Source organism: Bifidobacterium sp. ESL0825 (assembly GCF_052606465.1).
Window position 1 is genome coordinate 638,036 of the sequence record NZ_CP199589.1, and the last position, 24,503, is coordinate 662,538.

Annotated in this window: 20 protein-coding genes; 12 read left to right on the plus strand and 8 right to left on the minus strand. The window is 58.8% G+C overall.

The genetic code is table 11. The features are described 5' to 3' along the window. Positions 1-146: 146 nt before the first annotated feature. Positions 147-440 (minus strand): hypothetical protein, encoded by a 294-nt coding sequence (locus ACUIAG_RS02810; protein WP_045924523.1) that lies wholly within the window; start codon positions 438-440, stop codon positions 147-149. Between the two features lie 247 nt (positions 441-687). Between ACUIAG_RS02810 and ACUIAG_RS02815 the strand changes: the two genes are divergently transcribed. Further along, complete coding sequence (locus ACUIAG_RS02815) at positions 688-1,278, plus strand: xanthine phosphoribosyltransferase (RefSeq protein ID WP_045924524.1); 591 nt, start codon at positions 688-690, stop codon at positions 1,276-1,278. A 39-nt stretch (positions 1,279-1,317) separates the two neighbouring features. Here ACUIAG_RS02815 and ACUIAG_RS02820 read toward each other — a convergent pair whose 3' ends face one another. The 3 genes from ACUIAG_RS02820 to ACUIAG_RS02830 form a co-directional block, all read right to left on the minus strand. Further along, positions 1,318-2,310, minus strand: a complete 993-nt coding sequence (locus ACUIAG_RS02820; RefSeq protein ID WP_445340096.1) for a D-2-hydroxyacid dehydrogenase — start codon at positions 2,308-2,310, stop codon at positions 1,318-1,320. Between the two features lie 70 nt (positions 2,311-2,380). Next, entirely contained in the window at positions 2,381-3,550 is a 1,170-nt protein-coding gene (locus ACUIAG_RS02825; protein ID WP_445340097.1) for an aminotransferase class I/II-fold pyridoxal phosphate-dependent enzyme, read from the minus strand. Positions 3,551-3,919: 369 nt separating this feature from the next. Then, a complete protein-coding gene (locus tag ACUIAG_RS02830) occupies positions 3,920-4,864 on the minus strand; it encodes a sugar-binding transcriptional regulator (RefSeq protein ID WP_445340098.1) in 945 nt (314 codons plus the stop codon). A 155-nt stretch (positions 4,865-5,019) separates the two neighbouring features. Here ACUIAG_RS02830 and deoC point away from each other — a divergent pair, with 155 nt between their 5' ends. The 7 genes from deoC to ACUIAG_RS02865 all read left to right on the plus strand — a co-directional run bounded on the left by deoC (position 5,020) and on the right by ACUIAG_RS02865 (position 11,724). After that, entirely contained in the window at positions 5,020-5,670 is a 651-nt protein-coding gene (deoC, locus tag ACUIAG_RS02835) for a deoxyribose-phosphate aldolase (protein ID WP_445340099.1), read from the plus strand. 93 nt (positions 5,671-5,763) lie between these two features. Further along, a complete protein-coding gene (gene fucP, locus ACUIAG_RS02840) occupies positions 5,764-7,110 on the plus strand; it encodes an L-fucose:H+ symporter permease (protein ID WP_445340100.1) in 1,347 nt (448 codons plus the stop codon). Positions 7,111-7,124: 14 nt separating this feature from the next. Then, complete coding sequence (locus ACUIAG_RS02845) at positions 7,125-8,141, plus strand: aldose 1-epimerase family protein (protein WP_445340101.1); 1,017 nt, start codon at positions 7,125-7,127, stop codon at positions 8,139-8,141. Positions 8,142-8,148: 7 nt separating this feature from the next. Beyond that, complete coding sequence (rbsK, locus tag ACUIAG_RS02850; protein ID WP_313836635.1) at positions 8,149-9,075, plus strand: ribokinase; 927 nt, start codon at positions 8,149-8,151, stop codon at positions 9,073-9,075. Positions 9,076-9,228: 153 nt separating this feature from the next. After that, on the plus strand, positions 9,229-10,053 hold the full coding sequence (locus ACUIAG_RS02855) for an oxidoreductase (RefSeq protein ID WP_445340102.1): 825 nt from the start codon (positions 9,229-9,231) through the stop codon (positions 10,051-10,053). 350 nt (positions 10,054-10,403) lie between these two features. Beyond that, the gene (locus ACUIAG_RS02860; protein WP_445340103.1) at positions 10,404-11,411 is read left to right on the plus strand and encodes a hypothetical protein; all 1,008 of its coding nucleotides are present in this window, start codon (positions 10,404-10,406) and stop codon (positions 11,409-11,411) included. After that, on the plus strand, positions 11,398-11,724 hold the full coding sequence (locus ACUIAG_RS02865) for a hypothetical protein (RefSeq protein ID WP_445340104.1): 327 nt from the start codon (positions 11,398-11,400) through the stop codon (positions 11,722-11,724). Before ACUIAG_RS02860 ends, ACUIAG_RS02865 begins: the two co-directional genes overlap by 14 nt. A 227-nt stretch (positions 11,725-11,951) precedes the next feature. Here the strand turns inward: ACUIAG_RS02865 and ACUIAG_RS02870 are convergent, their stop codons facing one another. Together ACUIAG_RS02870 and ACUIAG_RS02875 are read right to left on the minus strand one after the other, a co-directional pair. After that, positions 11,952-12,980 carry an alpha-L-fucosidase gene (locus ACUIAG_RS02870; RefSeq protein ID WP_445340105.1) on the minus strand — a complete coding sequence of 343 codons (1,029 nt, stop codon included), beginning with the start codon at positions 12,978-12,980 and terminating at the stop codon, positions 11,952-11,954. Positions 12,981-13,027: 47 nt separating this feature from the next. Next, positions 13,028-14,227, minus strand: a complete 1,200-nt coding sequence (locus tag ACUIAG_RS02875) for an MFS transporter (RefSeq protein ID WP_198200438.1) — start codon at positions 14,225-14,227, stop codon at positions 13,028-13,030. 555 nt (positions 14,228-14,782) lie between these two features. On the opposite strand from ACUIAG_RS02875, the gene ACUIAG_RS02880 reads away from it, so the two are divergent. After that, positions 14,783-15,784: a N(4)-(beta-N-acetylglucosaminyl)-L-asparaginase gene (locus ACUIAG_RS02880; RefSeq protein WP_445340106.1), complete on the plus strand. Its 1,002-nt coding sequence runs from the start codon at positions 14,783-14,785 to the stop codon at positions 15,782-15,784. A gap of 131 nt (positions 15,785-15,915) precedes the next feature. Here the strand turns inward: ACUIAG_RS02880 and guaA are convergent, their stop codons facing one another. After that, a complete protein-coding gene (gene guaA / locus ACUIAG_RS02885) occupies positions 15,916-17,478 on the minus strand; it encodes a glutamine-hydrolyzing GMP synthase (protein WP_445340107.1) in 1,563 nt (520 codons plus the stop codon). A 337-nt stretch (positions 17,479-17,815) separates the two neighbouring features. Between guaA and ACUIAG_RS02890 the strand changes: the two genes are divergently transcribed. The 3 genes from ACUIAG_RS02890 (at position 17,816) to ACUIAG_RS02900 (ending at position 23,521) form a co-directional block, all read left to right on the plus strand. Then, on the plus strand, positions 17,816-20,290 hold the full coding sequence (locus tag ACUIAG_RS02890; RefSeq protein WP_045924542.1) for a phosphoketolase: 2,475 nt from the start codon (positions 17,816-17,818) through the stop codon (positions 20,288-20,290). Positions 20,291-20,416: 126 nt separating this feature from the next. After that, positions 20,417-22,105, plus strand: coding sequence for a phosphate acetyltransferase (gene pta / locus ACUIAG_RS02895; protein ID WP_445340108.1), 1,689 nt, complete (start codon positions 20,417-20,419; stop codon positions 22,103-22,105). Between the two features lie 189 nt (positions 22,106-22,294). Continuing rightward, positions 22,295-23,521 (plus strand): acetate/propionate family kinase, encoded by a 1,227-nt coding sequence (locus tag ACUIAG_RS02900; protein WP_445340109.1) that lies wholly within the window; start codon positions 22,295-22,297, stop codon positions 23,519-23,521. Positions 23,522-23,678: 157 nt separating this feature from the next. Here the strand turns inward: ACUIAG_RS02900 and hisN are convergent, their stop codons facing one another. Continuing rightward, complete coding sequence (hisN, locus tag ACUIAG_RS02905) at positions 23,679-24,479, minus strand: histidinol-phosphatase (protein ID WP_445340110.1); 801 nt, start codon at positions 24,477-24,479, stop codon at positions 23,679-23,681. Positions 24,480-24,503: the final 24 nt, after the last annotated feature.

Here is a 24,503-nt window from a genome sequence, read left to right on the forward strand (position 1 = left end):
AGACAACTATTTCTACCACAAAGCGGTGTCATCGATCTTGGCTCATGGGTTAGCCAGCAGACGTACCAGCAGACATAAAAGACCCCGTCCGCCTTGAGAATAGGGAAGGCGAACGGGGTTTAGTCGGGGAAGTCGAGATGACCCAGTCAGTTGCGCACTTGGTCCTTGGCGTTGTTGACAGCCTCGGTGGCGCCCTGCTCAGCCTTGGCCTTGCCGACCTTGGCATCGGCCTTGGCCTGGTCCATCTTGTCGGAGGCGGCGTCCTTGGCGTCGCCCATCTTGTCCTGGGCAGCGTCCTTGGCGTCGCCCATCTTATCGGCAACGGCGTCCTTGGCATCGGATGCCTTGTCCATAACGGTGTCTTTTACATCGCCAGCGACATCGGAAATCTTCTCGCCGGCAGACTTCATGGCATCCTTTGCATCATCCAGAATCCCCATATGGTCCTCCTTAGGTCCTTGAACGCACCGTGACGATGCGTGACCATTGCGGTCAATTTTCACTGTAACAGTCAGGGCCTTGAATCCGCGCATTGACGGGCTGACACGCCAGGAAGACACTCCAATCAGCTGGAGGTGAAACCTGGCGGATCAGGGCAGCCGGACCACAGTCCCAGAACCGGGTTATCTTGGTGTCTATCCGTCGGGACCATAGGGGCCCCGCATTCATGACGACAAGGACGATGACATGCAGGAACTTGAGGAGCGAATCCGCCGCCAGGGCACGGTCAAGCCTGGCAATGTACTCAAGGTGGACGCCTTCCTCAACCATCAGTGCGACGTGCGGCTCTTCGACCACATGGGCGCTGAATGGGCCCGCCTGTTCGCTGGACACCAGATCGACAAGATTCTGACCATCGAGGCATCCGGCATCGGCATCGCCTGCCTGGCCGCCCGCCACTTCGGGGACGTGCCGGTGGTCTTCGCCAAGAAGACCCAGTCCATCAACCTTGACGGCGACCAGTACACGGCCCGCATCTACTCCTTCACCAAGCAGCGGGAGTACCCAGTCATCGTGGCCAAGCGCTTCCTCAAGGAGGGCGAGCACGTGCTGATCCTTGACGACTTTCTGGCCAAGGGCAACGCCCTGCACGGTCTGATCGACATCTGCCATGATGCCAAGGTCGTCATCGAGGGCATCGGCATCGCCGTGGAGAAAGGCTTCCAGGAGGGCGGCCGCACCCTGCGCAAAGAGGGCTACAACCTCAAGTCCCTGGCCATTGTGGAAAGCATGGACCCGGACCAGGGCACCATCACCTTTGCTCACAATAACGCCTGAGCAGGTCGGCGCCAGGTCCGGGCGGCGTACACAACAGCGTCAGTCCACCTGATGCTCGCTGGTGCCGCCCTCCAGGATGGTCTTCACATCGTTCAGGGAGATGTTGACCATGGCATTCACGGCGGCATCGGTGTAGAAGCCGATGTGGGGCGAGACCTCCACATTGGGCATGGCCTTGAGGGTCTCCAGGGCCTGGTTGTCGACCTTGGTTCCGCTCAAATCCTTTTCGAAGATGCCGGCCTCCCCCTCGATGGTGTCGATGGCGGCACCGGCGATGGACTTGGTCTGCAGGGCCTTGATCAGTGCCGGGGTGTCCACAATAGGGCCGCGGGCGGCATTGATCAGGAAGGCCGAGGGCTTCATGGCATCCAGGGCCTGCGCATTGATCAGATGATGGGTGGTCTCGTCCAGCGGCGTATGAACGGTGACGATGTCGGCCCGCTTCAAAAGGGTAGGCAGGTCCACGTAATCCAGGGTGTCTGCCAGCTCGGGGCGATGAACCGGATCATTGGCGATGACGGTGGAGCCCAGGGCCCGGAAGATCCTGGCCACGGCCGATCCGATCTTGCCGGCTCCGATGATCCCCACGGTCAGGTTGTGGATCTCGTGGGCCTGAAGCCCAGCCCAGGTATAGTCGTCCTTTGACTCGCGAGCGCTGGCCTCCCCCAGATGCCGGACCAGACGCATGACCTGGGCCAGGACGAGTTCGGAGACCGACCGGGGCGAGTAGGCAGGCACGTTGGTGACGACCAGCCCGTTCTCCCGAGCGGCCTGCAGGTTGACGATGTCATAGCCGGTGATGCGCAGGGTCAGCTGCTTGAGGCCATAGTCCTTGAGCCGCTGGTAGAGCTCGGGCTCGGGCAGGGCCGCGTGCTGCTGGACGACGATGCCGTCGTATCCCTTGATCATGTCCACGGTCTTCATCCCCAGATCGTGGTCGGTGGTGTCCACCTGGATGTCATTGGCTTGCGCCCAGGCCTGAATGGCCTCCTGCTCGTCGGGGCGCACTGAATACATCAGAATGCTGGTCATTTTCTAGTCCTTGGTAACTGTCCTCGTTGATGGTTGATAGAGAGTGGTTGTTGGATGAATCCCAGGGGAATCATCCGCGATTTTGACGCATATAGTCGCCGATCCGCTCCACGGCGGTATGCAGATCCTCCATGGAGGCAGCATAGGAGATGCGGACGTAGCCTTCTCCCCCGGGCCCGAAGCTTGCTCCTGGGATTACCGCCACCTTGGCCTTTCGAGCCAGGTCGTAGACGAAGCTCCAGCTGTCGCGCATGCCCTCGGGCAGCCGGGCGAAGATGTAGAAGGCCCCCTTGGGATCGATGACGTCCATACCCACCTCGGGCAGGGCCTTGACCAGATAGTCCCGCCGCTTGCGGTAGGCCTCGCGCATCGGATCCGTGTCATTCATCCCCTTGGTCAGAGCCTCCTGGGCCGCGTACTGGGCGTTGGTGGTCACTGAAGTGATGGTGAACTCGTTGACCTTGCTGATCTGATCAATGACGTCGGCCGGGCCAGCGGCGATGCCGACCCGCCATCCAGTCATGGCATGGGACTTGGAAACCCCGCCAAGAACGACCGTCTGCTCAGGCAGGATGGTGCCCATGGACACATGGGTGCCCTGGTAGGTCAGCTCGGCGTAGATTTCATCGCTGAGCACGAAGAAGCCGTGCTTGCGCGCCACCTGGGCCAGAGCCTCCAGATCCTCTCGGGCATAGGTCACCCCGGTGGGGTTGGTCGGATAGTTGAGCACCAGGGCCTTGACCGGACCATCGCTGTTTTCGATGGCGGCCTCCAGCTTGTCCGGCCTGAGAATGAAGCCGTCATCGGAGGTGTCGACGAAGACGGTCCTGGCACCGCTCAGCTGGGCAATGGGGATGTAGAGCGGGAAGATGGGCGTGGGCAGAATGACCGTGTCGCCCGGGTTGATCATGGCGGTAAGGCCCGAGAAGATGCCCCCGGTGGCCCCGGCCGTAATCACCATCTGCGTGTCAGGGTCGTAGTCCAGCCCGTACTTGGCGTGTAGATATCCGGCTGCCGCCTTGCGCAGACTGGGCATGCCACGACTCTCGGTGTAATGACTGTGGTTGTCCTGGATGGCCTGAATGCCCGCCTGCTTGACGTGCTCAGGGGTGAAGAAGTCCGGTTCCCCCAGGGTCAGCTTCACGATGCCGTCTATTCCGGCGATCTCCTTGTTGAATTCGAGTATGTCGCTCGGCGCCAGAGCTTTGACCCTGGCATTCATATGATCCGCCAATGTCATTGGCTTGTCCTTTCCCATGCGGTTATTACAACCATTGTCGCTGGTGCTGCCCTACCGACTATGCGGTGACGATGCATGGGAAATGCTGTCGACGACTGCAGGGCCGGTGGGTTCCGATCCATGCAACCGTTCCTACAAGGCACGCGGCGTCACAGATCGAATCCGTGCCACCAATAGGTAAATCGTGTGCCCTGCATGCTGAAACCTCCTGCGGAATCTACAATCAGCATTAGCAATTAGCTTACAGCGAAGTTTCAGCAATCCAAAAAGGCGACCATTATTTGACCAAACCATTGCGTGATTATGGACGCGATAGGCATCTGAAGAGCCACACCAGACGGCGTAATCCCCTTAATTGCAGAGACCCGCTCATTCCTCAAGCAGACGCATGGCAGCCTGCGAATCCGTAATCAGCACGTTGGCATAGCCGCCGAGAAGTGCCGCCCGCATGGATGCTATCTTGGGAGGCCCTCCCGCCACCAGTATTGAGCATGGCTTCTTGCGCAAACGATCAAGCTGTATCCCCACCGTTCTTGCGTCAATGCCGTCATCCGCGATGGAGCCGTCAGCAGCGATGAATCGTGAAAGCACATCACCGACAGCCTTATGCTGCAGCATGGTGATCTCTCTGCGGGAGAGATACCCCAGTTTGAAAAGCATGGCATCGTCACGAACGGTTCCGCAGGTAAACACGGCGATATCGGTCCGTTCACCCTGACGAACAATCCTGTCTATAAAACGGTCCTTGAGCACAATGTCCCGAGTCAAGGCATTGTCGAAAATGACCGGCAAGGGCAGCACTGTAGTGGTAGTGCCGAAGGCCATGCCGAATTTCAGGGCGATATCCGCGGCATAGTTGTTGAAATCGGATGCTGAGACACTCCCCTTCAACTGCACCACCGATACATCCTTGTGCTCATTAGGGCGCAGATGATCGGCTACAGCCTTGAGGGTCCTCCCCCAACTGATGCCCAGCCGGTCGTGATCGCCGACGATCTCAGCCAGGTAATCTGCTGTAACAGCACCCAGTTTGTCCCTGATGGCATCTTCATCACCGGTCGAGTCATAGGCCAGCCTGACCTCGCGCAGGCCGAAAGCCACCTTGAGTCTTCTGGCCAGGGACTGCAGATCAGCCTGGGGATCAGTGATGAGCACGCGGACAAGCCCCTCCTGCCTGGCGAAGGCCAGAAGACGCGAAACCGTGGGACGGGAAACGTTCAGTCTGCGGGCGATGGCGCTCTGCCCTAGGCCTTCCTCGTAGTACCAGTGGCAGACCGTGACCGCTTGATTCCTGTGCTGTTCATCGTCGATCATGAAACCTTCCCTTCTTACAGTCGTGTGGAACCAGCATGCAAAAGAGCTTCACAGCCTGCCGGCGATTGAGCATCCATTTTTGAACATATGTTCATCTTAGCATTTTACTTCCGTGCATTCACTGTTACAGTGAGGCCCACAAGGAGGTAACAACCATGCAGATCAACCGCCTCATCGATCACACACTGCTCAAGCCGGATGCAACGCTGGCGCAGATCGACAAGGTCATCGACGAAGCTTTGGACAACCATTTCTATTCGGTCATGGTCAATCCCTACTGGGTTGCCCACGTCCATGAGCGGGTGAAGGGGTCGGATGTCCTGACTGCCTGCGTCATCGGCTTCCCCTTGGGCGCCAACACCACGGCCAGCAAGGTCGCCGAAAGCCGGGAAGCCATCGCAAACGGAGCCGATGAGCTGGATATGGTGATCAACATCGGCGAAATGGCAGGTGGCCGGGAAGACCTGGTCGCCGAGGACATTCGTGCGGTCGTCGAAACCGTCCACCAGGCAGGAAAAGTAGTCAAGGTCATCATCGAGACTGCCCTGCTCAGCGATGAGCAGATCGCGCGGGCCAGCACGCTGGTAGCCGACGCAGGCGCCGACTTCGTCAAAACATCCACCGGATTCGCCAGCCGCGGCGCCAGTGTGCACGACATTGAAGTCATCAAAGAAGCAGTCAAGGGAAGAATCCACATCAAGGCCGCCGGCGGCATTCACACCCGGCAGGAGGCCGAGGCTCTGCTCAAGGCAGGTGCCGAACGATTGGGCACCAGCTCCAGCATGGACATCATCGGCAAGGCCTGACTTCGGCATCCGGGGGCCAGCCCCCGGGCCGACTCTTATATTTTCGGCGGACACAACGCAGCGGCCGCCGAATGCAAACCCAAGGAGGGGTTCATGCAATCGCCAACCTTTCATCCATTCAGACTGCGCGCACAGGAATTGGATGATGGATACCTGGACAGGACGCCCATGCTCCAGTACATCCTGCTCTCCTGTCTATTCCCCCTTTGGGGAGCAGCCGCCAGCCTCAATGACATACTCATAACCCAATTCAAAACCATCTTCACGCTGTCCAATGTTGCCAGCGCCTTTGTGCAGACGGCCTTCTATCTGGGATACTTTCTGATTGCCATACCGGCTTCGCTCATCATCAAGAAGACCTCATACAAGGTCGCCATCATGATCGGCCTTTCGCTGTATACCATCGGATGCTCGATCTTCTTCCCCGCCTCGCGCATGGCCACCTACGGATTCTTCCTGATCGCCCTGTTCGCCTTGGCCTGCGGCTTGAGCTTCCTGGAGACCTCGGCCAACACCTACAGCTCACTCATGGGCCCGAAGAAGTATTCCACCCTTCGGCTGAACATCTCTGAAACCTTTTACCCCTTGGGTGCCATAGCCGGCATACTGCTGGGCAAATATCTGATCTTCGGTGCCGGCCAAAGCCTGGAAAAACAGATGAAGGGGCTTCACGGACAGGCCCGCATCGCCTTCGGCGAGCGCGCTCTTCAACATACGCTGCTGCCCTACAAATACATCATCTTCGTCCTGCTGGTCGCCCTGGTGCTCTTCGCACTGACGCAATTCCCCTCAGGCAAGCCCAAGGTGGATCCGACCAAACAGCAGCCTCAGGCGCGCATCGGTGAGACACTGGTCTATCTCGCGCATAACCGCCGCTTCCTTTGGGGCATTTTCACCGAGTTCATGTACGTGGGCATGCAGACGGCCGTGTGGTCCTTCACCATCAGGTTGGCCATGGAGCTCAATTCCTCGATCAACGAACGCTCGGCATCGACCTTCATGGTCTACAGCTATGCGGCCTTCTTCATAGGCAAGGTGATCGCCAACTTCATGATGAAGTCCATGCACCCCTCCCGGGTCCTGCAGTGGTTCTCGGCATTCGGATTGGCTGCCCTGGTCTACATCCTCCTGGTGCGCAACATGAGCGCCGTCTATGCGGCCATCATCGTCTCGGGCCTGTTCGGACCCTGCTGGGCCACCATCTACTCGCAGACCTTGGATACGGTGACCGACAAACGCCATACGGAAACAGCGGGAGCCATCATCGTCATGTCCATCGTGGGCGGGGCCTTCATCCCCGTAGCGCAGGGATTCGTCGCGGACATCTCGAACATGTCCCTGTCCTTCCTCGTCGATGTGGTCTGCTTCGCGGTCGTCTGCGTCTATTCCACAGCAAAGATGCGTGCTTTCAAGGCTGAAGGCGCTCAGAAAAACCAATGAAAGGAAAACCCATCATGCAACAGCTTCACCTCAATCATGACATGTTCGGCCCGGCCGAGTTCACCCTCTATCAGGACGACGATTTCAAAGCCGTCACCTTCATCTACCCTTCAGGAGTTGAAGCGGTCCGTCTGGAGAACTCCCGCGGCCAGCTCACCGTCCTGCCCTATATGGGCCTGATCATCTGGGATGCGGTCTTCGACTCCATCAGCCTGAAGATGAAGGACATGTTCTCGCAACCCCTTCCCGGCACGGCCATAGCAGATACCTACGGCTGCTTCCAGTTCACGTCAGGACTCCTTGGCGGCGGAACCCCGGCCCCGGAGGACGACTACCAACTCCACGGCGAGGCTCCGACCAGCCGCATGGACAGTGCCTGGCTGGAATTCGGAGATGGGACCATGTCAATACATGGTCAATTTGAATATGTCAAAGGGTTCGGCGACCACTACCTGAGCCGTCCAGCCGTAACCCTGCACGCTGATTCCGGACTCTTCGATATCGGCCTGGAGGTCACCAACCTCTCCAACTACCAGACCATGCCTCTGCAATACATGTGCCATATGAACTACGCCTACGTGCATGACGGGCACATGGAGCAGAACGTGCCTGACGAGGCTTTCCGTCTGCGCCAGACCGTTCCCGCCCACGTCCATCCCACCCCGCAATGGCTGGCCTACAACGAAGAGCTCAAGGCCAGCGGCGAGCTGATCAACGACCTGAACGACGAGAGCCACTACGATCCTGAGATCGTCTTCTTCTCCCAGAACCTGACCAAGTTTACGGATGTGGCCGAGTTCCGGCTCCATCTGAATGCCGAGCACAACTTCCTGACACGGTTCAGCACGGAGCAATTCCCCATCGTCACCCGCTGGATCCTGTACAACGCCGATCAACAGGTGGCGGCCTTTGCGCTGCCCGGCACCAGCACGCCTGAGGGCCGTGCCGCCGCTGAGAAGGCAGGCACCCTGATCCACCTCAAGCCCCAGGAAACACGTTCATTCCTGGTAACCACCGGCCTGGAAAGGTAAAAGCATTATGGCTGACATCACCGTCATCGGTTCCAACATGTACGAGCTGACCACCTTTGTCGATCGCATGCCGGTGGAAGGAGAGACCGTAGAGGCTCCTGAATTCGAGATGGGATTCGGCGGCAAGGGGGCCAACCAGGCCATTGCCGCCGCCCGTCTGGGTTCACAGGTCAGCTTCATCACCATGGTCGGCAAGGACGAATTCGGCAGACAGCAGCTGGAGAACTATCGCAGCAACGGCATCAGCTCCGATGGAATCGGCATCGCCGATGGAAGCAGCGGCGTAGCGCCCATCTTTGTGGACACCAGCGGCGACAATCGGATCCTGATCGTCAAAGGCGCCAACAAACAGCTCACGCCTGCCGCCTTGGACGATAAAAAAGACCTGATCAAGGGATCGAAACTGGTCGTTCTCCAACAGGAGATCGCCTTGGAGACCAACTACCATGCCATTGAACTGGCAGAGGACTACGGCGTGCCTGTACTGCTGAACCCTGCTCCAGCAAATGACGATCTGAACATCGACTATGTCTCCAGAGTGGCCTTCTTCGCACCGAATGAGACCGAGCTGGCCACGCTCACAGGAATGCCCACAGGGACATTGGATGAGATCAAGGCCGCAGCACGGAGCTTGGTAAGGCGCGGAGTAGGCAACCTGATTGTCACCATGGGCGGCAAGGGCGCCCTATGGGTCAGCGCCGACCAGGAGCTGCTGGTGCCTGCAGTCACGGTTGAAGCCGTGGATACCACTGGCGCTGGAGATGCTTTCATCGGCTCGTTCGCCCACTACTACACGCAGGGCGAGGATGTGCCAACCGCTCTGGGGCACGCCAACAGATACGCTGCAATCAGCGTCACGCGCCGCGGCACCCAGAAGGCTTATCCAACAGCCGCCGAGCTGAACGACCTCCTGCTGGAAAGGGTGCAGGCATAAGATCTTCGCTATGGTCGCATTGCCAGGCGTGGACGGGTAGACCGCCCTCGTCTGGCTTTTTTATGTCCCTGCAGTGAAATGCTGTCATATACTGTGCCTCAAAGAGAGGCAGGAGCCACGATTCACAGACACCAGCCAGAAGGGGTGGTAAGTATGACCAATCGAGTGGCGCTGGTCACTGGAGCCACCAGCGGCATCGGGTATGAAACCGCTGGCCTGCTCGCCGATCATGGATACCAGGTATATGCGGCAGGACGACGAGTCGAACGATTGAAGCCACTGGCCGACAAGGGGGTGACGGCCGTGCAGATGGACCTGACCGATTCCGCCTCCATTGAGAAGGCCGTCGCACGAATTCTGCAGAAGGAGAAGCGGATCGACCTGCTGGTCAACAACGCCGGCTACGGCTCATATGGCCCAGTCGAGCAGGTTTCCATCGACGAGGTCCGGCGACAATTCGAGGTCAACCTCTTCGGCCTCGCCCGACTGACCCAGCTGGTGCTGCCAGCCATGCGCCGGGCCAGACGCGGCCGGATCGTCAACACCTCATCCATGGCCGGCCGGATGGTCACCTATATGGGTGCCTGGTACCATGCCACCAAGTACGCCCTAGAAGCCTTCAGCGACGCTTTACGCATGGAAACCCGCCCCTTCGGCATCGACGTGGTCCTTATCGAGCCTGGAGCCATCGCCACCAACTGGGGCGCAATCGCCGCCGACCATCTTCGGAAGGTCACCCGCAAGAGTGCCTATCGAAAGTCAGGGTTCCAAGCTGCTGCTGGATTGCGCAAGCTATACTCCAGCAGGCATTTGACCCGACCATCAACCATTGCCAAGGCCATCGTCCGTGCTTCGACGGTACGCCATCCCCGTCCACGCTACCTTCTGGGCTTCGGAGCCAAACCTCTGGTCGCCCTTCATGCCCTGCTCCCCGCCCGTGCCTGGGACTACCTGATGGTCCATGCCAAGGACCTATAAACGCTAAAACTATGTACCAGAGCAGTATCTTCATTGAAACCAGATGCATACATGAAGCTTAAGCTCCCCGAAGTCAAATACTGTCCCAGCTATTGTGAAATACCAACAGTCTCATTTACCTCGATTTCCTTGCCAAGGCCGGTATTGACCAGGAGAGCCATGCGAACGACGCTAGGTTGGGGTATTGCAAGTACCTTGCCCCGCCTATTCATTGATATTTGGTTGAGTTTCTGACTACCCACGAACAAAGCAATTGCTGTAAGCGCCTTTGAGTATCGGACAGTTATAATCTAATTAATTATCGTCATTTATTAGCGTGCAGCCAGCATGTCCTTCGATAGGGGGTTTCATTGAAGCCTGAAGAATCTGAGCTCAACGCCGATCCGGACTCGCCTTTGGCATTTTTTCTGAACGGAATAAGGAATGGCGTCAATAAAAGCAATGCCGCCATTAAAGACATAGTTCATGCACTGGAACGCGAATCCTCCGGATTCGCCTTGGCATATAAGGCCAGGAATAGTGATTTTCGCCTGGTGGTAGATGCTCCAAAAAATACGCTCGACGCCATCGCCAATGGTGACATTAAGCTGACTGCCGATAGAACAGGCAATACCTTTGCCCAACTTTTGGATCCTAACGGGCGATATGGAAAGAAATTGCCCATCAAGCGCGAGGATTTCAGCGGGGGAATTGATCCCGTTCAAGCGGCGAACGCCATACAACTCAGGGCAATCCAAGGTCAGCTTGAAGACATCGCCCACCAGATTGCAGTCATAGATGTGCGCGTGCAGGAAGTCCTCGAGGGGCAGCAGAGCGATAGGCTCGGCCTCCTACAGAGCGGCATGCGCCTTTATCTGCAGGCCCGTGAAGTTGACGACGACACTCTGAGAAAGCTCCTTATATCTCAGGCTTTGCGCGCTCTATCGGACGCAGAGGCCCAGCTCGAGCTGAAGATGGAGTCTGACGTGAAATATCTCGCTAATGGCGACTATGAGCATGAAAAAGGCAAACGCACAAAACTCATCGATGAAAGAATGGACAGCATCAACAGTTGCTTTCCTGCCATACACCAGGCGTCGATTGCCAGAGCAGCCATTTTTTGCGAACAAGGAGAGCCCAAGGCCATGGCGAAATCCCTGGAAACATATTCGCACTTCATAAAGACGACTGTGGGAGACAATGCGGGCCTTCTAGCGGAATGCGATCGCTCTGATACAGGAACAGAACGGGGAATTTGGCGATCTCGAGCCGCACTTCAACTTGATGTTTCCAATCTAAGCGAGGCCCTAGCATTGCCTGAGAAGCACCTGTACCTTAAGGTATCTGATGAAAAGGATGAGAGCCATGAAGAACGTTAGAGGCTGCACCAATCAGGAATGCGACTCTTACAAAAAGAACGACAAATATAAAAAAGACTATGATTACTGCCCAAAATGCGGCTCAAAACTGATGGCCGTATGCAGATCCCGTGGATGCCACACTTTCATCGATAACCCGGATGGCATTTACTGCGCTCGCTGCTTAGCAAAAAGAAAAGACAGCGCAGATCATGCGAAGAAAAACCTAACCACCATAGGCGGAGGCTTGTTGGCAGCAGGCGGTCTCGTCGCAAAAAACGGTAGGACAATCACCTCTGTTGTAGTGAAAGCAATCAAATTCCTTCCAAAATAAAGGTTCGCGCAAACACGGTATTCATCAAACATCAGCTTTCACAGTTGTCAAAGTACCGCTATACGTATGATTGAACTTATAGGCTCCATAGACCCCAAACGCAGAAGTCCGATTTTGTGAAGTCGCCAGACTGTGAAGCTCAACAAGCAGCCAGCAGAGGGTCTTGTCGGATTGGAATGGCATCCTTCCGACAAGACCCTCTGGCTGATTCACAGAATTCCGTTTTTTCAGGCCTCCAGAGCTCGCGCCCCCAGGAGTGCCTGCTCGGCCGCCATAGGGACGCGTCCCAATCCATCCAGACCGATATTGAGCAGGTAGTTGATGCCGTACTTGTTCAGATGGGCCTTGTAATCGTGAATGGTCTGCGGGCTCTTCCAGTTTTGGTCATGATAGGAGAATCCCCAGGAATCGTTGATGGTCCCGGCGGTCTCATAAAGGCCAAGTTTGGAGGGCTTGAATCCTTCGATCGAGTTGTAATCGACATTCCCATCCGAAGTAGCCTTGTCGCTGGCGTCCGAATCTTCGGGAATCTCGTTGTCCCCCAGAGAGACGTAGTCGTAACGGCCGTTGCCCAGCCTGGAATTGATCAGGCAGTCGGGCTGCAGACGCTTGACCGTATCGTAAATGGTCTGGCTCTGCTCGTCGCTGAGGGTCATGGGAACATCGAACCAGGCGACCGATATTTCCCCGTAGTTGCTCATGATCTCTTCGATCTGCGGCATGATCTTGTGCTTGAACGCACGGTCGTAGTTCTTCTCCCCTGTGAAGTCCCAGCTGTTGTCCCAGGTGGTGCCTGCAGTCTCGATGTCGTTCGAGAGGTATCCGCCCCCATCCGGTTCATGCCAGTCCAGATCCTGCGAATAGTAGAGGCCAAATCGCAGACCAGCCCTGCGGCAGGCCAAGGACAGCTCGCCGATCACATCCCTGTGGAAGGGCGTCGCGTCATAGACGTTGTAGGGATCCACCAGCGACCGGTACATGGCGAAACCGTCGTGATGCTTTGTGGTGACGACCAGATACTGCATGCCGCAGCGCTTGGCCAGGTCGACTATGGCATCAGCGTCAAAATAAATCGGGTTGAAGGCCTGGGTCAGGCGTTCGTATTCCTTGTTGGGGATCTGGAGCTTGGATTGGATCCATTCCGCATAGTTGCTCGACGACTTCCCCTGGTACTCTCCTCCCAGGAGTGAATAGAGACCCCAGTGGATCATCATGCCGTACTTGGCCTGCTTGAACCATTCCACGGTATCGCTCATTATTTACCTCTGTTTCTGTTGATTGACACGAATCGCAATGACCGGCCTCAGATGGTCAGCTTGTCCTTCTTGACGACGAAGGCATCATAAAGGGCCAGGATCACGTAGCAGACCCCTGCGCACATGATCATGAAACCTGGGTCATTCTTGCCAAGCACCCCGCCCAGAGCCTGGAAGAAGTAAGGAGCCACCAGGGAGCCGATGTTGATGCCGATCAGGATGATCGAAGTGGTCAGGTTCATGGAGCCCTTGGGCGAATAGGCCACCATGCGGGCAGTCAGAGCCGGATTGATGATGCCATTGCAGAACCCTGCCACCAGGACCAGAACCAGCAAGACCGGAATGGAGTTGGTGAAGGGCATGGCGATCATGACCACTGCTGTCAGCACCTCGAAGATGAAGACGGTGTATCGTCCGCACCACTTGGCGAGCTGTTCGAAGGCGATGCCGGAGATGATCGAGCAGAGCACCAGGAAGCCGAAGATCCTGGTGGCATCGGCTGCAGAGCCTATATGTGAATCGACCATATGGCTGGCCAGCTTCAGGGAGATGGCCGAATAGAAAAGGCAGACGAAGAGGAAGAGAATGGCCAGCTGGATGACGCCGCCGTTGGTGGACGGCTTGATGGAGGTGTCCTCCTCGACCTCCTTGCCATCCTCCACAATGACCCGATCAAGCCGCTTGGGGACGAAAAGGGAGACGAGGACAATGGGCACGATCAGGAAGAGGAAGACCAGATAGGTGGCATGCCAGGAGATGTTGATCAGGAACCCTGCAATGAAGAGCATGATCGAATCGCCGATGGCGCCTACGGAGTTCCTCCATCCCAGAAGCCTGTTCCTGATTTTCTCAGGGAAGACATCAGTGATGTAGGAGACGCTCAGCGGGGTGAAGATGCCCATGCCCACGCCGAACATGGCCCTCGACAGGAAGATGGCCGGGTAGTTGTAGAAGAAAGCAGGGATGACTCCGAAGACCAGGGAGACGATGAGTCCCAAAAGGACCGTGTACTTCTTGCCCAGCTTGTTGGATATGAGGCCGCTGACCACGGTTCCCAGCAGGACGCCGCCTGTGGGGATGACGACCAGCAGCTCGATGTTGGCCTCCGAGATGTTGGAAAAGTACTGCTTCATCAATGGGATTGTCCCTGAAACGGCATTGGAAACCGACATCAGGAACGATATGGACAAGATGCCCAACATCAAAATCGGTGAACTGGTATTCACCTGTTTCTCTTTCGACTCCATGAAAGTCCCTTCCTCGGAACAGTCATCGCATTCCCTTCGCGATGGCGAGCGATTGATTCACTCATATACTGCAAACAACTAGTTTCAATGGACCATCTTGGTCCCGAACTATTTCAAGAGATAATAGTTTGTTAATAGTATATATCAAATTGAAAACTGTACATGCCGAAGGTGTTGCGTCATGCAGAATTTGCGGGATCCGATATCCAGCGATCACCAAACAAATTGCTGGATCCCGGCCTTTTAAGTAAGCCTTGAGAGGTGCAGGCAAGAGCTTATGCTTATCAAACGATTGGAGCGCTGACAGGACATTCCGAAACAAAAAGTGTCTTTATTAATTATCATTGGCAGAGTAGATAGGACAGAGGGCAAAGTTGCCGTCAGCAGGCGGGCAGAGCAAGCCCGCTGCCGACGGCTCGCCCTATCAAGAGCACGGTATATCAGCTCGATCATTCGTCGACCGACTGCGGACCCGCTGTCTCTTCTGCCCGAAAACAGCATCCGCGCTCCGCTCAAGAGCAGTCAACGTCCATGCCGACAGAAAGAACAAAGGAAATGAGTGATTCATCCCCACAGATAGTCAGCCATAATCAGAATCAGTCCACCTGGGCATCCATCGCAACCTGGCGAATGGCCTATGAAGGTATGGTCAAGTCCAGTTCCGGTCTTGGGGAGGGTGGCCAGGCGGGCGATGCTGTCGAGACGCTGATTCGAGAGGTTGAGGCCAACCCGGATTACACCTCCGTCGGTTATGGCGCCTTGCCCAACCGGGAAGGTGAGATGGAGATGGACGCCGCCTTCATGGACGGGAACAGCATGGCAATGGGCGCTGTGGCCGGCATCCAGCATGTACTCCATCCCATATCAGTGGCCAGGCAGCTGAGCCGGCGCCATACCAGCAGCTTTCTGGTCGGGCAGGGGGCGACCCGTTACGCCCAGGTCAGCGGGTTCGAAATGCGCAATATGCTGACGGATAGGGCCAGAGAGCGCTGGGAGCTGGAAGCCGCCAAGACCGCAAGACCGGAATCTGCCGGCCCCTATCGAGGGCACGATACGGTCGGGACCATCTCCTTGGATATGCAGGGTTCGATGGCTGCCAGCACATCAACATCAGGGCTCTTCATGAAGGAACCGGGCAGAGTAGGCGATTCCCCCCTGCCCGGCTCGGGCTTCTACGTGGACAGCGCCATCGGAGGGGCGGCCGCCACCGGATTGGGAGAAGACATCATGAAAGGATGCCTCTCCTACCGGATCGTCGCCCTGATGGGAAGCGGCTTGAGCCCGCAGGAAGCCTGCGATTCCGCAGTCTACGAATTCGACGACCTCCTGAGGAACCGATACGGCAAGGCCGGCGAGATCTCTTTGATCGCTCTCAACAGGAGAGGGGAATGGGGGGTCGCCACCAACGTAGAATTCACCTTCTGCATAGCAACGAAGGGCGAACGGATACGCATACTCATGGCCAATCCAGACGGCAAAGGCGGAACACGAATCGAGCCAGTGACCAAGGAATGGTTGCAGGAATATGAACGCTCGCTGAAAGCGCCCATCAGATGAGCAGTTGCGACACTTGAGCTCTCCTATTGGTACTGCCGTTATTGGCTATTGGCGTTCAAGAAGTCGGAAGCTTACCGAATGGGCCGATGAACCATATGACGTATCGACATATAACTTGTCGGCCCAGATGCTCACTCCCACTCGATGGTTGCCGGGGGCTTGGAGGTGCAGTCCAGAACCACGCGGTTGATGCCCGGGCACTCGTTGGTAATCCGCGTGGAGATAGTAGACAGCACATCATAGGGCAGCCGTGTCCAATCAGCGGTCATGGCGTCCTCGGAGGAGACCGGACGCAGCACGATCGGCGAACCATAGGTACGCTCGTCGCCCTGCACACCTACTGAATGCACATTGGCCAGCAGCACCACCGGGCACTGCCAGATCTGCCGATCCAGCCCAGCCTTGGACAGCTCCTCGCGGGCGATGGCGTCAGCCTCACGCAGGGTCTCCAAACGTTCACGGGTGATCTCGCCGATGATGCGGATGCCCAGACCAGGGCCCGGGAAGGGCTGACGCCAGACGATCTGGTCAGGCAGGCCCAGTTCGGTGCCGATGGCCCGGACCTCGTCCTTGAAGAGGGTGCGCAGGGGCTCGATCAGCTGGAACTTGACGTCCTTGGGCAGACCGCCCACATTGTGGTGGGACTTGATATTGGCCGCTCCGTCTCCGCCGCCCGATTCGACCACGTCGGGGTAGAGCGTGCCCTGCACCAGGAACTTGACTTCCTTGCCGGTCTTGCCGGCCTCCTCAATCACCTGCCGCTGGGCCTTTTCAAAGGTGCGGATGAACTTCTCGCCGATGATCTTGCGCTTGCGCTCTGGTTCGGAAACGCCCTTGAGGGCGGTCAGGAAGTCCTGCGAGGCATCCACGGCAATCAGCTTGATGCCAGTGGCGGCTACGAAATCATGCTTGACCTGCTCGGCCTCCCCCTTGCGCAAGAGCCCATGATCCACAAAGACGCAGGTCAGCTGATCGCCGACGGCCCTGTGGACCAGAGCGGCCGCCACGGCTGAATCGACGCCGCCCGACAGGCCGCAGATGACCTGGTCGTCGCCCACCGTGCGACGGATCTTCTCCACCTGCTGCTCGATGATGCCCGAGGCGTTCCAGTCCGACGGCAGTCCGGCGCACTGGTGCAGGAAGCGGTCAATCAGGTCCTGCCCCAGAGGGGTGTTGGTCACCTCGGGATGCCACTGGACCCCGTACAGCCCCCGGGAAGGATCCTGCATGGCCGCCACCGGGGCACCCTCGGTATGCGCCAGAACCTCAAAGCCTTCGGGCGCTCGATTGACGGCGACGCCATGGCTCATCCATACATCCTGCCGCGCGGGCGAATCCTGCAGTATTCCCTTGGCGCTGTCGATGAAGGCCTCGGTCTTGCCGTACTCCCCCAGGGCCGCCTTGTCCACCTCGCCGCCCAGCTCATGGGCCATGACCTGGAAGCCGTAGCAGATGCCCAGCACGGGCACCCCTGCCTCGAAAATCCTCTTATCTATGGAAGGTGCCCCGTCCACGTAGACGGAGGCCGGTCCGCCGGAAAGGATGACCGCCTTGGGATCCTTGGCCAGCATCTGGTCCAGGCTCATCGAATGAGGCACCAGCTCGGAGTAGACCCCCGCCTCCCTGACTCGACGAGCGATCAGCTGGGCGTACTGCGCACCGAAATCGACCACCAGGACGGGACCCTGTGCCATAAGACTCCTTATATATAGGTATGCTGTATCTGCCATGGATGCCCGGGAGCGACGATTCGAGGCCCTCGAACAAGTCCAGTATGGTTGCAGTTTTCGACAATGCTACCGTCATTGAGCCCTGGTCGGCACCCCCGGCGGAAATTCAAGTCTGCAAGCAGACAATTCCCTCGCATTTTCTCACAAGAGCGAACACACACTGCAAGAAAACGTTCAGAAAAGTCTGCTCGTTCACGTACCATGTAGGCATTGGGTACGAACCCGACGGATGCCTGAAATGACACCGTACGAGCCCGTAACCGAAGTAAATAAACAATCGCACTATAGTGCAGGAGTACACATGACGAATCCTGTTATCGGCACCCCTTGGGCGAAGCTGGAGACCCCAATCGCCGAGGAGACCCTCGAGGCCGTCGACAAGTATTGGCGGGCGGCCAACTATCTTTCCATCGGACAGATTTATCTTCGCAGCAACCCCCTGATGAAGGAGCCCTTCACTCGGGAGGATGTCAAGCATCGTCTGGTCGGCCACTGGGGCACCACCCCCGGCCTGAACTTCCTGCTGGGCCATATCAACCGTCTGATCGCCGACCATCAGCAGAACACCGTAATCATCATGGGCCCCGGCCACGGCGGCCCCGCCGGCACCTCGCAGTCCTACCTGGACGGCACCTACAGCGAGTACTACCCCAAGATCACCAACGATGAGGCTGGCCTGCAGAAGTTCTTCCGCCAGTTCTCCTACCCGGGCGGCATCCCCTCCCACTTCGCGCCTGAGACCCCCGGGTCCATCCACGAGGGCGGCGAGCTGGGCTATGCCCTCTCCCACGCCTACGGCGCCATCATGAACAACCCCAGCCTCTTCGTGCCCTGCATCGTGGGCGACGGCGAGGCCGAGACCGGCCCTCTGGCCACCGGCTGGCAGTCCAACAAGCTGGTCAACCCCCGCACCGACGGCATCGTCCTGCCCATCCTGCATCTGAACGGCTACAAGATCGCCAACCCGACCATCCTCTCGCGCATCTCCGACGAGGAGCTGCATGAGTACTTCCATGGCATGGGTTATGAGCCCTTCGAGTTCGTTGCAGGGTTCGACGACGAGGACCATCTGTCCATCCACCGTCGCTTCGCCGACATGCTGGAGACCGTCTTCGACAAGATCTGTGACATCAAGGCCCGGGCCGAAACCGACGACATGACCCGTCCCTTCTACCCCATGATCATCTTCCGCACCCCCAAGGGCTGGACCTGCCCCAAGTTCATCGACGGCAAGAAGACCGAAGGATCCTGGCGCGCCCACCAGGTGCCGCTGACCTCCGCCCGCGACACCGAGGCCCACTTCCAGATCCTCAAGAACTGGCTGGCCTCCTACAAGCCCGAGGAGCTCTTCGACGAGAAGGGCACCCTGCGTCCCGAGGTCACCAGCTTCATGCCCAAGGGCGACCTGCGCATCGGCGAGAACCCCAACGCCAACGGCGGCCGGCTGCTCAAGCCGCTGGAGCTGCCTGACATCCACGACTACGAGATCGACATCAAGAAGCACGGCCACGGCTGGGGCGCCACCGAGGCTACCCGCGTCCTGGGCTACTACACCCGCGACGTACTGGCCAAGAACCCCACCGACTTCCGCATCTTCGGGCCCGATGAGACGGCTTCCAACCGTCTGGCCGCTGCCTACGAAGTGACCAACAAGCAGTGGGATGCCGACTACCTGTCGGAGCTGACCGACGAGCATATGGCCCACACCGGCCAGGTCATCGAGCAGCTCTCCGAGCACCAGATGGAAGGCTTCCTGGAGGGATACCTGCTGACCGGGCGCCACGGCATCTGGAGCTCCTACGAGTCCTTCGTGCACGTCATCGACTCCATGATCAACCAGCACGCCAAGTGGCTGGAGGCCACCGTCCGCGAAATCCCGTGGCGCAAGCCCATCGCCGGACTGAACCTCCTGGTCACCTCGCACGTCTGGCGTCAGGACCACAACGGGTTCTCCCACCAGGATCCCGGCTTCGTCGACATCCTGCTGAACAAGAACTTCAACAACGATCACGTGGTCAACATCTACTTCCCCGCCGATGCCAACATGCTGCTGAACGTGGGCGAGCGTTGCTACAAGTCGACCAACTGCATCAACGCCATCTTCGCCGGCAAGCAGCCCGCCGCCACCTACCAGAGCGTGGACGAGGCCGCCGCCGAGCTGGAGAAGGGGGCCGCCCGTTGGGATTGGGCCTCCAACGCCAAGGATGCTGAGGATGCTGATGTCGTCATCGCCACCGCGGGCGACATCCCCACCCAGGAGGCCCTGGCCGCCGACGACATGCTGCAGAAGCTGGGCCTCAAGGTTCAGTTCGTCAACGTGGTCGACCTGCTGAAGATCCAGGACACCGAGGAGAACGATCAGGCCCTGTCCGACGAGGAGTTCACCGAGCTCTTCAGCAAGGACAAGCCGGTCCTGTTCGCCTTCCACGCCTACCCCGGCTCCATCTACCGCCTGATCCACGGACGTCCCAACCACGACAACTTCTCCGTGCATGGCTACGAGGAGCAGGGCTCCACCACCACGCCGTTCGACATGGTGCGCGTCAACAACATGGATCGTTGGTGCCTGGCCGCCTCCGCCCTGAAGCTGGTGGATGCCGGCAAGTACGCCGACCAGATCGACAAGTGGACCAAGTTCCGCGACGAGGCCTTCCAGTTCGCCGTGGACAAGGGCTACGACCACCCCGATTACACCGATTGGGTCTGGCCCGATGCCAACCGCGCCGGCCAGGAGACCATCTCCGCCACCGCCGCAACCGCCGGAGACAACGAGTGATACGCTGATCCGACCCTGAAACCGCCCGTCATGCGCAGCCCGCATGGCGGGCGGTTTCTGTATACTGGACAAGGTTGTGAACAAAGCAGTCATCAAGGCAACCACATCCGGACAGGAGAAGACACAGTGAGTCTTGCAAGCATCACCATCATCAGCCCAGAAGCCGCCAACGGCCGCAATGTCGTGGCCTACGGCCTGACCAAGGCCCTGAGCGCCAAAGCCAAAACGGCCGTATTCAGGCCAATCGCCTGCAGGAAGCACCCATTGACCCCGGAACTGGTTGCAGCCAGTTCATTCCCCGGCACGGATCCGGAGATCTGCCGTGGCAAGTGCCCTGGGCACGCCACTGAGGACACCATGCAGACCCGGGCCGATGTCCTCAACGCCTATGACGGTCTGATGGAGGCCACCCATCCAGAGCGCGTCCTGATCGTGGGCAGCGATGCCTCAAAGCTCTTCGACCCCGGCCTGTTTGCTCTCAATGCACAGATCGCCGCCGACCTGAGGTCCCCGGTCATGCTGGCCGTCTGCACCATCGGCAGGGAACCCGGCCAGGTCATGAAGACCGTGGCTGCCTGCCGCCGGACCATCGAGGCCCAGGGAGCCGTGCTTGCCGGGATCTTCATCACCGGATGCCAGTCTGAGCAGAAGGCGCCTCTTGCTCAGGCCTTCCAAGAATATGATCTGCCGACCTGGACCGTCTCCAAGATGGACTTCGACACGGATCCGTCCGCCGATCAGGCCCGCCAGGCCACCAGCCAGACATTCCAGCAGGAGGTGGACGTCGACCAGGTGGTGAAGGCCGTCGACGCCACCAGCCCCAAGGCCACCACGCCTGTAGCATTCCAGAACGATCTGCTGGCCAAGGCCAAGGCCAACAGGAAGACCATAGTCCTGCCCGAAGGCGGCGAGGATCGCATCATCAAGGCGGCCGACTACCTGCTGGCCCGCAACATCGTCGACCTGATCATCGTGGGCGACAAGGATTCCATTCTGGCTCGCGGCAAGGAGCTTGGCCTCAACAACCTGGACAAGGCCTCCTTCCAGCCCATGGACGACGAGCAGGTGCTGGCACCCATGGTCGATCGCCTCTGCCAGCTGCGCGCCAAGAAGGGCATGACCCCGGAGCAGGCACGCAAGCAGCTGGCCGATCCCTCCTACTTCGGCACCATGCTGGTCGTGCTGGGCAAGGCCGACGGCCTGGTGTCCGGCTCCATCAACTCAACCGCCAACACGGTCCGCCCAGCCCTGCAGGTGATCAAGACCAAGCCGGGCGCCTCGCTGGTATCCGGAGCATTCCTCATGTGCTTCCCCGACCATGTGGCGGTCTTCGCCGACTGCGCCATCAATCTCAACCCGTCATCCGAACAGCTGGCTGACATAGCCATTCAGTCGGCCCAGACGGCCCGCTCCTTCGGCGTGGACCCGCGAGTGGGCATGCTCTCCTACTCCACCCTGGGCTCGGGCAAGGGCCCGGATGTGGACCTGGTGGAAGAGGCCACCCGCCTGGCCAAGGAGAAGGCGCCGGACCTGCCCATCGTGGGCCCCATCCAGTTCGACGCGGCCTGGTCCCCCACTGTGGCGGCCACCAAGGCCAAGGGCGATCCGGTCGCCGGAACGGTCAACGTCTTCGTCTTCCCCAGCCTGAGCGCCGGCAACATCGGCTACAAGGCCGTACAGCGCACCTCGGGCGCCCTGGCCATCGGACCGGTGCTGCAAGGCCTCAATAAACCAGTCAACGACCTCTCCCGCGGCGCTCTGGTGGCCGACATCATCAACACCATGGCCTTGACCGCCGTCGAGGCCCAGGACTGACGACCGTCTTATAACGTCTATGCAAACCACTGGGGCTGCTGCTGGATCTTATCTTCAAGAAGGTTCCGGCAGCAGCCCCAAAACCATGTCGGCCTGGCTATATACCGCGCCTTGTAAGGGCCGACGAGTAATCTTGAAGACTGATTGAGGAGCGCAGGCTCTATACAAGCACATCAGGAGGATGCCCCAATGGCGAAAACCGTCCTAGTCATCAATTCGGGTTCAAGCTCGATCAAGTACCAGCTGGTCGATCTGGAGACCAGTCAGAGCCTGGCCTCGGGTCTGGTCGAGAAGATCGGCGAGCCCACCGACGGCCATTACAAGCATGAGGTCAACGGCGAAAAGCACGAGCTTGAGGAGCCCATCCACGACCATGAGGTCGGGCTCAAGCGTGTCCTGGGCTTCTTCAAGGAGTATGGACCTGATCTGGACAAGGCCGGCATCATCGCCGTCGGCCACCGAGTCGTCCAGGGTGGAGCAATCTTCCCCAAGCCTGCACTCCTGACCAAGAAGACCCTGAGCCAGGTCAAGGATCTGGCCGTGCTGGCCCCCCTGCACAACGGACCCGAGGCTGAAGGCGCCGAGGTCATGAGCCGGCTGATGCCGCAGACCCCCCAGGTCTTCGTCTTCGATTCCTCCTTCTTCTTCGAACTGCCCAAGAAGGCATCCACCTACGCCCTCAACAAGGACATCGCCAAGCAGTACCACATCCGTCGCTACGGCGCCCATGGCACCAGCCACCAGTATGTGGGCCAGCTGGTTCCCGGCCTGCTGGGCAAGCCTGCAGAGGGTCTGCGGCAGATCGTCCTGCACATCGGCAACGGGGCTTCCGCTTCGGCGCAGGTCTCCGGGCATCCCGTCGAGACCTCCATGGGCCTGACCCCTCTGGAGGGCCTGGTCATGGGCGGGCGCACCGGCGACATCGACCCTGCCGTTGTCTTCCACCTGATCCGCAACGCCCACATGAGCGTTGACGAGCTGGACACCCTCTTCAACAAGCGCTCCGGCATGACCGGCCTGACCGGCCACGGCGACATGCGCGAGGTCCACAAGCTGATCGCCGAGGGCGACGAGGATGCCAAGCTGGCCCTGGACATCTACGTTCACCGCATTGTCGGCTACATCGGCAACTACACGGCCCAGATGGGCGGCCTGGATGCCATCACCTTCACGGCCGGCGTGGGCGAAAACGATGAAATCGTGCGCCGTCGGGTCATCGAGCAGCTGGCGCCCTTCGGCGTGAAGCTGGACCAGGAGAAGAACGACCAGCGGTCCAAGGAGGCCCGGATCATCTCCGCTCCTGACAGCACGGTCGCCGTCTGCGTCATCCCCACCAACGAGGAGCTCTCCATCGCCCGCCAGGCCGAGGTCGTCGCCCGCCAGGGCGATGCCTACGGCAACAAGTTCCAGGCCTGACCGTTGACCGGACCTTTCCCCTCAATCTGATTGATGATTGAATGAGGGATGATTGAGTTCAAGGTTTGGTTCTAGGAACCTGGTCCTAAGAGCAGAAAGAGGCCGGCGACCACGGCAATGCATGTGGCCACCGACCTTTTCCTATATGTCTTATAGGTCAGTCCCCCAAAGCCGCCAATGCCTCCTTGTGCAGAAGACCGTTGCTGGCTAGACCATTGCCACCCCATGGACCCGGGTTGCCTGCGAGGTCGGTAAAACTGCCGCCTGCCTCGGTCACGATGGGGACCAGGGCACCCATGTCGTAGAGGTCCAGCTCCGGCTCGGCCGCCAGATCGATGGCACCCTGGGCCAGGAGCATGTACTGCCAGAAGTCGCCGAATCCGCGCAGACGCCAGATCCGGTCAGTCAGGTCGAGAAGCCGCTCCCGGCGGCCTATGGCCTTCCACCCTGTAAGCGACGACAAGGACATGGAAGCGTCTTCCATCCGATCCACTCTTGATACGTGGATGGCCTTGGGGGCCTCGCCCTGGCGCGCCATGTAGGCTCCCTGACCCTGCGCAGCATACCAGCGGGTGCCCAACATGGGGGCAGAGACCGCACCGACCACCATCTGATGGTCTACCTCCAAGCCGATCAGGGTCGCCCAGACGGGTACTCCGCGGACATAGTTCTTGGTTCCGTCAATGGGATCAATGATCCACCGCCTGCCGTTGGACTCCTGCTTTCCCAGCTCCTCGGCATAGATGGTATCGTTCGGCCTTGCTTGGGCCAGAACGCGACGAATCACTGCCTCCGCCTCTTTGTCGGCCTGGGTGACCGGAGTATTGTCCGCCTTGCGTTTCACATGAAGATCCGGCGACTTGAAGTAGCCCGTGGTGACCTGATCCGCCTGGTCGGCCATGGCGATGGCCAGGTCCAGATCCTCCTGCCAGGTCTGCCTTTCAGCCTTGATGCTCATAACACGGCTCCTTTCGCTCGAATC

Coding starts and splice junctions, on each gene's coding strand:
- ACUIAG_RS02870 (WP_445340105.1), bottom strand. CDS start 12,980: ATGAGCGATACCGTGGAATGGTTCAAGCAGGCCAAGTACGGCATGATG.
- ACUIAG_RS02880 (WP_445340106.1), top strand. CDS start 14,783: ATGAGTGATTCATCCCCACAGATAGTCAGCCATAATCAGAATCAGTCC.
- fucP (WP_445340100.1), top strand. CDS start 5,764: ATGCAATCGCCAACCTTTCATCCATTCAGACTGCGCGCACAGGAATTG.
- ACUIAG_RS02830 (WP_445340098.1), bottom strand. CDS start 4,864: ATGATCGACGATGAACAGCACAGGAATCAAGCGGTCACGGTCTGCCAC.
- ACUIAG_RS02875 (WP_198200438.1), bottom strand. CDS start 14,227: ATGGAGTCGAAAGAGAAACAGGTGAATACCAGTTCACCGATTTTGATG.
- ACUIAG_RS02900 (WP_445340109.1), top strand. CDS start 22,295: ATGGCGAAAACCGTCCTAGTCATCAATTCGGGTTCAAGCTCGATCAAG.
- ACUIAG_RS02855 (WP_445340102.1), top strand. CDS start 9,229: ATGACCAATCGAGTGGCGCTGGTCACTGGAGCCACCAGCGGCATCGGG.
- rbsK (WP_313836635.1), top strand. CDS start 8,149: ATGGCTGACATCACCGTCATCGGTTCCAACATGTACGAGCTGACCACC.
- deoC (WP_445340099.1), top strand. CDS start 5,020: ATGCAGATCAACCGCCTCATCGATCACACACTGCTCAAGCCGGATGCA.
- ACUIAG_RS02810 (WP_045924523.1), bottom strand. CDS start 440: ATGGGGATTCTGGATGATGCAAAGGATGCCATGAAGTCTGCCGGCGAG.
- hisN (WP_445340110.1), bottom strand. CDS start 24,479: ATGAGCATCAAGGCTGAAAGGCAGACCTGGCAGGAGGATCTGGACCTG.
- guaA (WP_445340107.1), bottom strand. CDS start 17,478: ATGGCACAGGGTCCCGTCCTGGTGGTCGATTTCGGTGCGCAGTACGCC.
- ACUIAG_RS02815 (WP_045924524.1), top strand. CDS start 688: ATGCAGGAACTTGAGGAGCGAATCCGCCGCCAGGGCACGGTCAAGCCT.
- ACUIAG_RS02865 (WP_445340104.1), top strand. CDS start 11,398: ATGAAGAACGTTAGAGGCTGCACCAATCAGGAATGCGACTCTTACAAA.
- ACUIAG_RS02890 (WP_045924542.1), top strand. CDS start 17,816: ATGACGAATCCTGTTATCGGCACCCCTTGGGCGAAGCTGGAGACCCCA.
- ACUIAG_RS02820 (WP_445340096.1), bottom strand. CDS start 2,310: ATGACCAGCATTCTGATGTATTCAGTGCGCCCCGACGAGCAGGAGGCC.
- ACUIAG_RS02825 (WP_445340097.1), bottom strand. CDS start 3,550: ATGACATTGGCGGATCATATGAATGCCAGGGTCAAAGCTCTGGCGCCG.
- ACUIAG_RS02845 (WP_445340101.1), top strand. CDS start 7,125: ATGCAACAGCTTCACCTCAATCATGACATGTTCGGCCCGGCCGAGTTC.